The sequence below is a fragment of the Micromonospora sp. NPDC005413 genome, from assembly GCF_040606435.1.
GTDB lineage: Bacteria > Actinomycetota > Actinomycetes > Mycobacteriales > Micromonosporaceae > Micromonospora.
In genome coordinates, this window is sequence record NZ_JBEXEV010000026.1 from 1 (window position 1) to 12,179 (window position 12,179).

The 12,179-nt window shown below is 73.1% G+C and carries 13 protein-coding genes and 1 pseudogene; 3 read left to right on the forward strand and 11 right to left on the reverse strand.

Features of this window, described 5'->3' with window-relative positions; translation table 11 throughout:
• Positions 1-148: 148 nt before the first annotated feature.
• Positions 149-610: pseudogene (locus ABZS37_RS23405) on the forward strand (SAM-dependent methyltransferase); the annotation flags it as partial.
• The gene (locus ABZS37_RS23410) at positions 607-1,794 is read left to right on the forward strand and encodes an NADH-quinone oxidoreductase subunit D (protein ID WP_355172149.1); all 1,188 of its coding nucleotides are present in this window, start codon (positions 607-609) and stop codon (positions 1,792-1,794) included. The pseudogene ABZS37_RS23405 and the gene ABZS37_RS23410, both read left to right, overlap by 4 nt.
• Positions 1,795-1,812: 18 nt before the next feature.
• Here the strand turns inward: ABZS37_RS23410 and ABZS37_RS23415 are convergent, their stop codons facing one another.
• From ABZS37_RS23415 to ABZS37_RS23430, 4 genes are all read right to left on the reverse strand, one after another.
• A complete protein-coding gene (locus ABZS37_RS23415) occupies positions 1,813-3,486 on the reverse strand; it encodes a hypothetical protein (protein ID WP_355172151.1) in 1,674 nt (557 codons plus the stop codon).
• 108 nt (positions 3,487-3,594) lie between these two features.
• Positions 3,595-4,599, reverse strand: coding sequence for a glycine betaine ABC transporter substrate-binding protein (locus tag ABZS37_RS23420; RefSeq protein WP_355172153.1), 1,005 nt, complete (start codon positions 4,597-4,599; stop codon positions 3,595-3,597).
• A gap of 219 nt (positions 4,600-4,818) precedes the next feature.
• Positions 4,819-5,559: an ABC transporter permease gene (locus tag ABZS37_RS23425; RefSeq protein ID WP_355172154.1), complete on the reverse strand. Its 741-nt coding sequence runs from the start codon at positions 5,557-5,559 to the stop codon at positions 4,819-4,821.
• On the reverse strand, positions 5,556-6,242 hold the full coding sequence (locus ABZS37_RS23430) for an ABC transporter permease (protein WP_355172155.1): 687 nt from the start codon (positions 6,240-6,242) through the stop codon (positions 5,556-5,558). The genes ABZS37_RS23425 and ABZS37_RS23430 overlap by 4 nt, the downstream gene beginning before the upstream one ends.
• A 2-nt stretch (positions 6,243-6,244) precedes the next feature.
• Between ABZS37_RS23430 and ABZS37_RS23435 the strand changes: the two genes are divergently transcribed.
• Positions 6,245-7,249 carry an ATP-binding cassette domain-containing protein gene (locus ABZS37_RS23435; RefSeq protein ID WP_355172157.1) on the forward strand — a complete coding sequence of 335 codons (1,005 nt, stop codon included), beginning with the start codon at positions 6,245-6,247 and terminating at the stop codon, positions 7,247-7,249.
• A 41-nt stretch (positions 7,250-7,290) separates the two neighbouring features.
• On the opposite strand, the gene ABZS37_RS23440 is transcribed toward ABZS37_RS23435, so the two are convergent.
• The 7 genes from ABZS37_RS23440 to folP all read right to left on the reverse strand — a co-directional run bounded on the left by ABZS37_RS23440 (position 7,291) and on the right by folP (position 11,849).
• Entirely contained in the window at positions 7,291-7,794 is a 504-nt protein-coding gene (locus ABZS37_RS23440) for a hypothetical protein (protein WP_355172302.1), read from the reverse strand.
• A gap of 53 nt (positions 7,795-7,847) precedes the next feature.
• Positions 7,848-8,144, reverse strand: coding sequence for a hypothetical protein (locus ABZS37_RS23445; protein WP_354994580.1), 297 nt, complete (start codon positions 8,142-8,144; stop codon positions 7,848-7,850).
• 53 nt (positions 8,145-8,197) lie between these two features.
• Complete coding sequence (locus tag ABZS37_RS23450; protein ID WP_355172159.1) at positions 8,198-9,412, reverse strand: ABC transporter permease; 1,215 nt, start codon at positions 9,410-9,412, stop codon at positions 8,198-8,200.
• A 119-nt stretch (positions 9,413-9,531) separates the two neighbouring features.
• Positions 9,532-10,071 (reverse strand): DUF3180 domain-containing protein, encoded by a 540-nt coding sequence (locus ABZS37_RS23455; protein ID WP_355172161.1) that lies wholly within the window; start codon positions 10,069-10,071, stop codon positions 9,532-9,534.
• A gap of 19 nt (positions 10,072-10,090) precedes the next feature.
• Complete coding sequence (gene folK / locus ABZS37_RS23460; RefSeq protein ID WP_355172163.1) at positions 10,091-10,618, reverse strand: 2-amino-4-hydroxy-6-hydroxymethyldihydropteridine diphosphokinase; 528 nt, start codon at positions 10,616-10,618, stop codon at positions 10,091-10,093.
• Positions 10,615-10,983 (reverse strand): dihydroneopterin aldolase, encoded by a 369-nt coding sequence (gene folB, locus ABZS37_RS23465; RefSeq protein WP_355172165.1) that lies wholly within the window; start codon positions 10,981-10,983, stop codon positions 10,615-10,617. Before folB ends, folK begins: the two co-directional genes overlap by 4 nt.
• Positions 10,980-11,849, reverse strand: a complete 870-nt coding sequence (folP, locus tag ABZS37_RS23470; protein ID WP_355172167.1) for a dihydropteroate synthase — start codon at positions 11,847-11,849, stop codon at positions 10,980-10,982. Before folP ends, folB begins: the two co-directional genes overlap by 4 nt.
• Positions 11,850-12,179: the final 330 nt, after the last annotated feature.

Consider the following 12,179-nt stretch of genomic DNA (forward strand, 5'->3'; position numbering starts at 1 on the left):
GCCCGGCCCCCCCGGGGGGCGGCCCCCGTGGACTCCCGCCCCCGGGGTCGGGGTGGGGTTTTGCGGGCCCCCCGGGCGGGCGCTGGCAACAAGCCTGACCGCCCGGAGCCGGCCGGGCTGCCCGGAAACCCCCCACAGCGACCACCGAACGAGGGCGGAGATCGGACGAGCGAGGGACGAAGCCTGGGCGAACGCGGTCCGGAAGATCAGCCGGGGCATGGCGGTGGCCGTGGACTACGGGCACCTGCGCGACGACCGGCCGGTCGACGGGACGCTGACCGGTTACCGGGCTGGGCGGCAGGTGCCTCCGGTGCCGAACGGTTCGAGTGATGTGACCGCGCACGTGGCCATGGACTCGGTCGCCTCCGCCGGTGCGGCGGTCGCCCGGTGTGCGTACTCCCTCGTCATGCAGCGGGAGGCGCTGCGGGCGCTCGGGGCCGACGGCGGCCGACCGCCGCTGAGCCTGGCCGGCACGGACCCTGCGGGGTACGTGCGGGCGCTGGCCGCCGCGTCGGCGGTGGCCGAGCTGACCGACCCGGCCGGGCTCGGCGGGCACTGGTGGCTGCGCCAACCGGTCGGCATCCCGCTCGGGCCGGCCGTGGCACGATGACGGGCATGACCACCGACGCCGGGGACCTCCGCGAACTGACCGTCGGCACCGGGGCCGGTCTGGTCGCCGACACCGGCGGTCAGCAGCTCGGCACCGACATGGTGCTGAACATCGGCCCGCAGCACCCCTCGACGCACGGTGTGCTGCGACTGAAGCTGGTGCTCGACGGCGAGCGGGTGATCTCCTGCGAACCGCTCGTCGGTTACATGCACCGGGGCGCGGAGAAGCTCTTCGAGGTGCGCGACTACCGGCAGATCATCGTGCTGGCCAACCGGCACGACTGGCTCTCGGCGTTCTCCAACGAGCTGGGTGTGGTGCTCGCGGTGGAACGCCTGATGGGCATGGAGGTGCCGGAGCGGGCCACCTGGCTGCGGATGGCGCTGGCCGAGCTGAACCGGGTGCTCAACCACCTGATGTTCCTCGGCTCCTACCCGCTGGAGATCGGCGCGATCACGCCGATGTTCTACGCCTTCCGGGAGCGGGAGACCATCCAGGCGGTGATGGAGGAGGTCTCCGGCGGCCGGATCCACTACATGTTCAACCGGGTGGGCGGCCTCAAGGAGGAGGTGCCGTACGGCTGGACCGGGCGTGCCCGCGCGGCGATCGGCGAGGTGCGCCGGCGGTTGCCCGACCTGGACCACCTGATCCGGCGCAACGAGATCTTCCTGGCCCGGACCGTGGGCGTCGGCGTGCTCTCCGCCGCCGACGCCGCCGCGTTCGGCGCGTCCGGGCCGGTGGCCCGCGCCTCCGGGCTCGACCTGGACCTGCGCCGCGACGAGCCCTACCTGGCGTACGACGAGCTGGACGTGCCGGTGGTCACCCGCACCACCGGGGACTGCCACGCCCGCTTCGAGGTGCTGCTCGACCAGGTGTACGCGTCGCTGGACCTCGCCGAGCAGTGCCTGGACAGAGTGGACCAGCTGACCGGGCCGATCAACACCCGGCTGCCGAAGGTGCTCAAGGCACCGGAGGGGCACACCTACGCCTGGACCGAGAACCCGCTCGGCATCAACGGCTACTACCTGGTGTCGCGGGGCGAGAAGACGCCGTGGCGGTTGAAGCTGCGCACCGCCTCGTACGCGAACGTGCAGGCTCTGGCCACCCTGCTTCCCGGCTGCCTGGTCCCGGATCTGATCGCGATCCTCGGCTCGATGTTCTTCGTGGTCGGCGACATCGACAAGTGACGAGAGCCGCCTGACCTGTCAGCGCCAGCGCTCACCGGACGGGGCGCCGCCAGCGCGCGGTACGTCGTCCTGCGGCGGGTAGCCGTAACGCTCGTCGACCCGACGCCGGCCGGTCCGCTCCGGTGCGGGTTCCGCCTGGTGGCCGCGCTGGCGCGGTGGGTGCCACTCGTCCGGCACCGGCACGCCACCCACCGGTAGCGCCGGCCGGTCCGCAGGCTCGGCCCGCCAGCCGCCGTCACGGTCGTGCCGGGGTGCCGGCTCGTCCCGGTGGTACGACCCGCGCTCCTCACGGCGCGGCTCCTCATGACGGCGCGGCTCCTCATGACGGACGGCGGCCCAGCGGTCGGCTACCCGGTACTCGGTGCCGTTGGCGTCGGCGTGCACCTCGGCCCGGCGCTCCCCGACCCGCAGCTCACGGCCGTTCTCGTCGTCGCGGACGGCGGCCCACCGGTCACCGGCCCGCAACTGCGACCAGTACTCGCCGGTGTCGTCGGCCCGCAGAGGCGGCCCGGGCTGCGGCGCGGCAACGCTCGCCCGATCACGCTGCTCCGACCAACCGCGATCGTCCGGGCTGTCCCAGGAACCCGAGGCCGGCCTCTCCGGGGTGCGGTGCGACCGGGCGGCTGAGCCGGGCTCGTCGGGCTGGCCGTACGCGTTGCGCGGATCGGTCCACTCCGGCTCGCCCCGGGGCGCGGGCTGTGCCCCCCAGGAGCGGTTGTCGCCGGGCCGAGACCGGTCGTCGTCGGAGTGCCGGTCGTCGCCGTACCCGGCTCGGGGGCGCTCCTCCGGCTCGCCCCTCGACCGGCCGGCCGAGCGGGAACGCTCATCCGCGCCGTCACCCCGGCTCCACTCCTGCGCAGGCGGGGTCCACTGGCCGGCGTACCCGCCGCCGTAGCGCCCAGCCTGCTCGGACGGCCCGCCGTCCACCACTGTGTGCCGGGTGGTGACGTGCACGGTTTCGGTGTGCCGGACCACGCCGACCGGGCGGTGCGCCGGTTCGGGGCGGTCGTGCTCCCGAGGGCGGGCCGAGCCGTACGCGGTGGCGGCCGGCCGTTCCGCGCCGTACATCCCCGCGGTCGCCGCTGGTTGGGCGGCCTCCCGTGGGTACGCCGGCTCGTCGTCGTCCACCTGCTCGGAGCGACCCCACCGGGCCGAATCGTCCGGGCCCGACACCCGGGCGCGGCCGGGCGGTGCGTCACCCGGCAGCGGGACCCGGCTACGGGCCACCGGCGCGTTGTCCACCGGCGGCTCGACGGCCGGCACCCGCGCCCGGCCGGGCCCCACCTGCTCGCCAGCGGGGGCCGCACCGGCGAGGGCGGCACCGCTGGCGTCGAGACGGCGGCGAACCGCGGCGACGCCCTCCTGGGCCCGCTGCGCCTGGTCGAGCGCCTGGTTACCGCGCTGGGCGGCGGCCACGATCTCGGTACGCAACTCCCGGCGGAGTTCCTCAATTTCATCCAGCAGCTCGTCGGCCCGCGCGGAGGCGCCCTCACCGTCGGACCGCAGCGCGATGGAGAGGCCAATCAGCACCACCGCGAGGATCGCGAGCACCGCGGCGAAGCGCAGCGGACCGTTGCCGTCGGCGACCAGCAGGATCAGCGCCGCCACCGGCGCGAGAGCGACGCCCGCCCAGAAGAGCATGGTCAGCAGCGCTGGTTGGCGCCGGACGTCAGGGGTGACCGGGGCTGGCATGGATGTGCAGCCTACCGAGGATCTCCACCGGAGGGAACGGGGTCCCGGGACGCGCGGACGCCCCCGCCCGGTTGGGGCGAGGGCGTCCTCAGCACGTCAGGAGAGGGCTCAGCTGGTGGCGAAGGCGCTGTCCGAGGAGAAGATCAGGCCCACGCTGATCGAGCCGTCGCGCAACCCGCTCTTGGTCAGCGGCCCGCCCTGGTCCAGCGAGGAGAACGAGCCGACCGACAGCCCGTACGTCTTCTCCAGGCCCGGCTTGCAGAACGGACGCTGCTCGCACTCCGGCGGGCCACCCAGCACGGTCGCGGTGCCGGAGCACTTCGCGGCCAACTCGGAAAGGGTCCGCACGCCGTATTTGTCGGCGAAGGCCTTCGTGACGGCGAAGGCGTTCTGGTCCTGTGCGGCGGCCGGCGCACCGAAGGTGATGCCGGCCTTGTCGCCCTCGGCCTTGAGCGCGGTCACCGTCGTGTTGATGTCGGGCGAGGAGACCGGCTGGGCATTGGGGCCGTTGACCTTGGTGTTGAGGAACTCGGCCATGGTCGCCGCGTACTCCGGGACGACCTGGACCTCGCCCTTCTCCAGAGCCGGCTCGTAGAGCTCCCGGTTGCCGATCTGCTGCACCCTGACCTGGTAGCCGGCGGCGGTGAGCGCGATCCGGTACAGCTCACCCAGGGTCTGGCTCTCGGCGAAGTTTCCGGCGCCCACCACGATCTCGCCGCCCGGACCCTTGGCGATGCCCGCGGTGAGGTTGTTGCCGGAGGCGAACTCCTCGGCCGCCACCTTGGGGGTCTTGCGGTCTTCGTTGACGGCCTTGTTGAGCAGGATCAGCTTCGGGGTGTCGAGCGCCGCGGAGACCTTGTCCAGTGCGGCGATCAACTGTGGGTTGGCCGCCTTGCTGTTGATCGCCGGGATGACGTTGTCGGAGTTCTGGAGCTTCTTGTCGTCCTGCAGAGCGATGAGCTGCTGGCCGGCGACCGGGGCACACCCGGCGCCCGAGGCGCTCTGCTGGGGCGCGTCGGTGCCGGACGAGCCGGCATCACCGCACCCGGTGAGGAGCGCTGCCCCGGCGACGGCGCCGATGGCGCCGATAGCCAGACGTGTACGTGCGCGCATGTGCCCGCCTTCCGTGTCCCGGCGCGGCCCGTACCGGGCCGGCCGCGTGTCCGACGGGCGATCCTGACTGTCGGTCGCCCGCGAATATCCACCCAACATCCTCCGCAACCGACCGACAACCTGGGGTGGACTTCGTCACCGCATCGTCACCGATCGGCCCGCCGCTGGCCGCCGGCTCGGCGCAAGGCTCACCCGGAGGAGTCGCCCGCGAAACGCGGGTCAGGCGCTCCCGGTGGCGTCGGCGGGCCGGGCCCGCCCCGCGCTCTGCCGCCCGCGCCGCAGCGGACGGGGGGTGACCAGCCGTTCGACACCGCCGAGGACCACCTCCGCCAGCAGCGCGAGCCCGGCAACCAGCACGCCGCCAGCGACGATCTGGCCCCCGCCGGCCGCGATACCGATGCCGAACCCACTCCGGATGATCTGGCCAAGGCCGCCGCCGTTGACGAACGAGGCCAGCGCGGCGGTCGCGATCACCTGGACCGCGGCGGTCCGGAACCCGGCGGCCAGGTAGGGCACCGCGAGCGGCAACTCCACCCGGCGCAGCAACTGCCCGCCGGACAGGCCCATCCCCCGGGCCGCGTCGCGGACCTCCGGATCGACCTGCCGCACCCCGGTGTACGCGTTGGCCAGCAGCGGCGGGACGGCGAAGACGGCCAACGCCACCACGACCGGTGTCCGCCCGAAGCCGCTGGCGAAGACCACCGGCAGGATGGTCAGCAGCGCCAGGGTGGGGATGGCCAGGGTGGCGTTGGACACCAGCACCACCAGGCCACCGCCCCGGCCGACGTGACCCAGCCAGAGACCGAGCGGCCACGCCACCAGGCAGCCGAGCGCCACCGCCATGGCCGAGATCGTCAGGTGCTCCACGAGGCGGTCCAGCATGCCCCCGGGGTTGGTCCAGTTCAGTGGGTCGTTGACCCAGACGACCGCCTGGCCGATCGGGTTCGCCGCGACGGTCACCGTGCCCTCCGGGTGGACCAGGGGGTCACCAACCGGGCGACCAGGACGAGCAGCAGGTCGAGCACGACCGCGAGCGCCACGCAGAGCAGGGCCGCGGTCATGATCTCAGCCTTGTAGAGGTTGTTCTGGAAGCCCGAGAAGATCAACTGACCGAGGCCGCCATGCCCGACCAGCACCCCGACCGTGACCAACGCCACCGTGGAGACGGTCGCCAACCGCACACCGGTCACGATGCCCGGCACGGCCAGCGGCAGGTCGATCCGGAACAGCCGCCGCCACCGGCCGTACCCCATTCCCTCGGCGGCCTCGCGAACCTCCGGAGGCACCTGGTTGAGGCCGGCCACCACGTTGCGCACGATCAGCAGCAACGCGTAGAGGACCAGCCCCACCAGCACAGTGGTGCTCCCGGTGCCCAGGTAGGGCGCGATGAACGCGAAGAGCGCCAACGACGGGATGGTGTAGACCACCCCACTGACGGCGAGGATCGGACCGGCGAGCGGACGGACCCAGTACGCCAGCACGGACAACGGCAGGGCGATCAACACCGCGATCAGCACCGCGCGCCCGGTGAGGGAGGCGTGTTCGCGCACCGCGGCGACGATCGTGTCAGAGTTGTTCCGCACGTACTGCCAGGAGAACCAGGGATTACCCGGGTCAGCCCGGTAGCTCAGGCGGAAGGACATACGTGGACGTTACCCCGGGGGCCGCCGACGTGGCCCGATCCCCTCGCGCGGCGTCGATCTCCCTGCACGGCATCCAGAAGCGCTACCCGAACGGCACCGAGGCTGTCCGGGAGCTCAGCCTGGACGTCCGGGCCGGCGAGCTGGTGGTGCTGATCGGCCCGTCCGGCTGCGGCAAGTCGACAGTGCTCCGCATGATCAATCGCCTGATCGAGCCGACCAGCGGTCGGATCACGCTCGGCGACGAGGACGTCACCGACGTCGACCCGGTGCGGCTGCGCCGCCGAATCGGGTACGTGATCCAGAACGTCGGCCTCTTTCCACACCAGACGATTCGGACCAACGTGGCCACCGTGCCGAGCCTGCTCCGGTGGCCCAAAGCCCAGACCCGGGCCCGGGTCGACGAGCTGCTCGACCTGGTCGGGCTGGATCCATCCCAGTTCGGCAACCGCTACCCGCACGAGCTGTCGGGTGGCCAGCGGCAGCGGGTCGGGGTGGCGCGCGCGCTCGCCGCCGACCCGGTGGTGCTGCTGATGGACGAGCCGTTCTCGGCCGTGGACCCGATCGTCCGGGCCCGTCTCCAGGAGGAGTTCCTCCGCCTTCAGGCCGAGGTCCGCAAGACGATCGTGCTGGTCACCCACGACCTCGACGAGGCCGTCCGACTCGGCGACCGGATCGCGGTGCTCTCCGAGGGAGGGCACCTGGAGCAGTACGACACGCCGGCCGCACTGCTCGGCGCACCCGCCACCCCGTTCGTACGCGAGTTCGTCGGCGCCGACCGGGGCATCCGCCGGCTGGCGGTCACCCCACTCGACCGGGAGTCGCTGGAGCCAGTGCCCGGGGACGCCGCGGCGGACCTGCCCACCGTCGCACTGGACGGCTCCGCGTACGACGCGCTGGCCGTACTGCTCACCTCGGGACGGGACCAGCTCGTGGTGACCGACGCCGGCCGCCCAGTGGGTGCGCTGAGCCGACAACGCGTCCTCGACCTCGGCCGCTCGACGGGCTGACCAGCGACGACCGGGCCGCTGGGGTCGGCGGTCCGGTCAGCTCAGGCGCGACCGCCGAGGCTGGCGGTGCCGATGATCCAGCCGGTGAGGAAGCCATAGCCGGCACCGGTGCTGGCGTCCTGCAAGGCACCCAGCAGCGACGGGTCCGGGCCGAGCAGCGCCGCGAGCACGGCGGCGAGCCCGCCGGCCAGCACGTACGCGGCCCAGCCGGAGAAGAACTGGCTGACCGACCCGGGCACCCGGGCCACCTGGGCGGCGGGCAGAAGGTAGAGCAGGGCCACCGCGAGGACCACCAGCAGCACGGCGCGCAGGTCGGCGGCGAACAACCCGCCGGCCTGCCCGTCCGCGTCGAGCCGCCACGCTGGCCACGCGAGCAGGCGCACGTAGAAGGCGCCGGCCGACTCCGGGTCGGTCTGTGTGACGGCCCAACCGGTGTAGGCCGGGCTACCGCAGATGCCGACCAGCAACAACACGGCGAGCGCGCCGGTGCCGGCCGCGGTGCCATAGCGGCTGACCGGGCCGGAGCGGCTGATGAGCGACGTGATCCGCCCAGGCCCCGAACCGTTCGGTCGAGCGGACCTGGGCTGCCCCGAGCGGCTCAGTGCTTCATCAGGTAGTCGATGAAGGCGGCCCGCAGCAGCGGCGCGGACTCCTCGTAGCCGTGACCGGTCAGCTCCCGCCACAGCGCGTTGGCCTCGTCGATGGTCGGGCCGATCGAGTTCGGTGCGCCGTCCAGCACCGTGGCCTCGTCCGCGTTCGGCAGGTGCCGCAGCACCGACCAGTAGAACCCCACGTCGCGACGCTCGCGGGCCCGGGCGAACGCCCGCTCCCGCAGCTCCTCGGTGGACAGCGCGTCGAGCTCCTCGAACGAGGCTCCGGCAGGTGTGTCGGTCATGCCGCCGAGCCTAACGGTCGAGATCAGCTCCGGCTCGGCGGACGCGACACGGGTCACCGCTCGTCGGCGTTCCACCGGCGCGGGCTGTCCTCCCAACGCGGATCCCGCCACGGGTCGACCGGTTGGGGCGCGGCCGGTGTCGGCAGCGTCGGGGGCCAGTTCTCGACCGACTGCGACTGCGACATCGTCCAGCCCGTGCTGATCGTGCCGTCGCCGACCGGGTCGGGCGTGTCGGTGCTGCCCGGCCGGGGCCGCCCGAACGTTTCGACCAGCCGGGTGACCAGCAATCCGACGCCGAGCGCGGCACCGCCGACCACCCAGTTGCTCAGCGTCCAGCCGCGCTCCGGCGCGTACGTCTGGAAGACGGTCACCAGGCTGACCGCCAGCACCGTGCCGAACACACCGCCCCGACGGCCGTACGCGCTGGTGCCAGCGAGCAGGGTCACCCCGATCGCCAGCACCGTCCAGTCCAGCCCCGAGGTGGGCGCGACCGACCTGGAGCCGTTGGCAGCGAGCAGCACGCCGGCGAGGGCGGCCAGCACGGTGGAGCCGACCAGCGCGACCGCGGTGACCATGGCGGCCACCGCGCCCCGCCGACGGGCTGGATCGGTGACCGGCCGGTACCGGCCGACCAGCCGGCGAATGGCCCGGATCGCACCGAACAGCCCGCCGAGGACGGCCACGGCGGCGAAACCGGCGAAGAGATATCCGGCGCTGCGCCCGGCGTCGTAGTCACCCTGCACCAGCACAGGCGCCGAACGGCGTTCGATGAACACCACCACACCGGCCGCACCGGCCAGGCTGGCAGCCCAGCCCGGCACGTGCAGCACCACCACCGCCAGCGCCAGCGCGATCCCGCCCAGGGCGGCGACCCCCACGGCCGGGCCGACCGACGCCGGCAGACCCCGATCGCCCTGCTCGGCGTAGTGCAGGGCCGCGGCGACCGCGATCGGCCCGACGGCCAGGTTCGGTGCGGCCGTGCGCAGGCTCAGCCCGGCGGCGAGGGCGAGCATCCCCAGCCCGACCGCGTGGACCAGCAACGTGCGCAGGTTGCCGCCGCGCAGGGCGGCCGGATTGTCGTGCCAGAGCAGCCAGCCCAGAGCAGCCAGCCCGACCAGCAGCAGGAACTCCCATCCCAGATGAACGCCGATTCGATCCCGGCCGGGCTCACCGTGGGTGGGGTCGTCGAAGACGTTCTCCAGAACGGCGGCGGGCACCCCGGACGACGGTTCGGCCGACCGGTCCCGGCCCGCTTCTTCGTACCCCATGACGCCGCCTCCCCAGTGGCCGGCCGTCCCCAGTCCGGCGCGCGGACAGACCGTGGGCGGCCCTTGCTCCCCGATCGCAGGCACCGTACCCGTGCCCGGAGCTGGGCGTAACCCCCTGCTCAGCGCTGGCCGGGGCGGCTCTCCCGTGGGTCCTGCTCGCGCTCGTCGTCCGGGCGTTCCGGCACCCGGCAGGAGCGCTCCAGCCACAGCGCGGCGCCGACCAGGGCCAGCGAGGCGAGCAGCCCCCCGCCCGCGGCCGGTCGATCGTCCAGGGCGGCGCGGGTGGTCTCCACGAAGAGCCAGCCGCTGAGCCCCGCGTAGAAGCCGGCGAAGATGGCCGCGGCCAGGGCCGACGCCTTGGCCAGCACCACGAAGCGGGCAACCATCAGCGGGTTGACCGGGTCCCGGCCGGGCTTGCGCTCGATCCGACCCCGGGTGTTGATCGCGGCGTACGCCTCGAGCACGGCGAGCCCGGCCAGCGTCACCACCGGCAGCCAGGGCAACCGGGGGATGCCGCTGTAGTAGAGGGTGCTGATGAGCAGCCAGGCCACCGCCGCCGCGGCCAGGGCGGCCACGACCAGGGTCGAGATCCGGGTGGGGCCCATCCGCGACCGATCCGGGCCCGACCCGCCCGGTGGTGGGGACTTCGCCTGCGTCATGCCAGCCGGCTCCGCTCGGTCATGCCGTCGACTCTAACGCCAACTCCGGCCTGGGACGCAGTTCCAGCGCCTCGTTCGCCGCGGGTCCGGTGGTCAACAGGTCGGTCAGCCAGCCGTGACCGGGCAACCGCCCGTACGGCTGGATGTCGATCCACGGCCGCAGCACGAAGGCGCGCAGGTGCGCCCGGGGGTGCGGCAGGGTCAGCTCCGGGTCGTCGCTGAGCACCGGCTCGTCGTCGTCGCCCCAGACCGCGATCACGTCCACGTCGAGGGTGCGCGGCCCGAACCGCCGCTGCGGGTCACGGACCCGACCGGCCGCGCGCTCCGCGCCGCGGGCCCGCTCCAGCCAGTCGCGCGGGGTCGCGGTCTCGTCCTGGGCCAGCAACACCGCGTTGAGGTACGCGGGCTGCTCGACGTCGCCCCACGGTGGAGTCTCGTACACCCCGGAGAGCACGAGCACGGCGTCGCCGAACGTGGTGACGGCCGTGCGCAGGTGACCCAGCCGGTCGCCCAGGTTGCTGCCCAGCGACAGCACGGCCCTGGTCATCGGCCACACGTCCGGGTCATGGTGACGGCCACGTCGGTGAAGGTGTGCGGCACGGGGGCCTCCGGCTTGTGCACGGTGATCGTGGCGGCGGCGACCCGCTCGTCGGCCAGGCAGACCGCGAGGAGCCGGTCCGCGAGGGTCTCGATCAGGTTGACCGGTTCGCCGGTCACCACCGCGACCAGGCGTTCGGCCAGCTCGCCGTAGTGGACGGTGTCGGTCACGTCGTCGCTGGCGGCGGCCGGGGACAGGTCCAACTCGAGGACGGCGTCGACCACGAAGTCCTGCCCCTGGGCACGCTCGAAGTCGTACACCCCGTGCCGGCCGCGGGCCCGCAGGCCGGTCAGGTGGATCCGGTCGGTTGTCATCGCTGCACCTCTTGCTCGTGATCGGCGGCGGCCAGGCGCGGGCTGCCGGTCGCGGCCCAGACGGCGAGCGCGTCGGCGGTGGCCCGCACGTCGTGCACGCGAACCCCCCAGGCACCCGCGGCGACCGCCAGCACACTGGTCGCCACGGTGGCCGCCTCCCGCTGAGCGGTGGGGCGTGGGGTGCCGTCCGGGGCGGCGAGCAGCCCGCCGAGGTACGACTTGCGGCTGGCCCCGAAGAGCAGCGGGTAGCCGAGGTCCAGCAGCTCCGGCAGGCGGGCGCTGAGCTCCCAGTTGTGCGCGGCCGTCTTGGCGAAGCCAAGGCCGGGGTCGACGATGAGGCGGTCGGCGGCCACCCCGGCGGCCAGCGCCGCGTCGATCCGTTGAGCCAACTCGGCTCGGACGTCGGCCACCACGTCGGTGTAGCTGGCCAGCTCGCGCATCTCACGGGAATGGCCACGCCAGTGCATCAACACCCAGGGGCAGCACGCGTCGCGGACCACGCGGACCATGTCCGGATCGGCCAGCCCGCCGGAGACGTCGTTGACCACCGCCGCCCCGGCAGCCAGAGCGGCCTCCGCCACTTGTGCGCGGCTGGTGTCGATGCTGACCGCCACGCCGGCGGCAGTCAGCTCGCGGATGACCGGCACCACCCGGTCGACCTCGGTGGCGGCATCGATCCGTTGCGCGCCCGGACGGGTCGACTCGCCTCCGATGTCCACCAGGTGCGCACCGGCGTCGCGCAGACGGACGCCATGTCCGACGGCCGCGTCGAGGTCGGCGTACCGTCCGCCGTCGGAGAAGGAGTCCGGTGTGACGTTGAGGACGCCCATCACCACCGGGCCCGAAGCCCGCACCAGATCGGTCACGACTAGACGGTACCGGTCGCGGCAGCGGCGCCCACCGAGCCGGGTCGGCCTCCACAACCACCTCTGACGTGCCCTTTAGAACAGGTGTACTATCGGGCGTCTGGGCAGTAACGGGCAGCCCCTTCGCGGCTTGTCGCAATCCGGGGCGGCCCGTACGCTTTGGAATTGGCCAGCATCGAGATGGCGAAGCTTGGAGGGAGGGCCGAAGCGGGGAAAATCCGCCCAAACCTCGCCACGCTCCGTGGTGAGTAACGAACGCAGGGTCAAGAACGCTGCGCCCTGTGAGCACATTTCCCGCAAGGCTTGCCTATTGCACCGCCGCGGCACCGC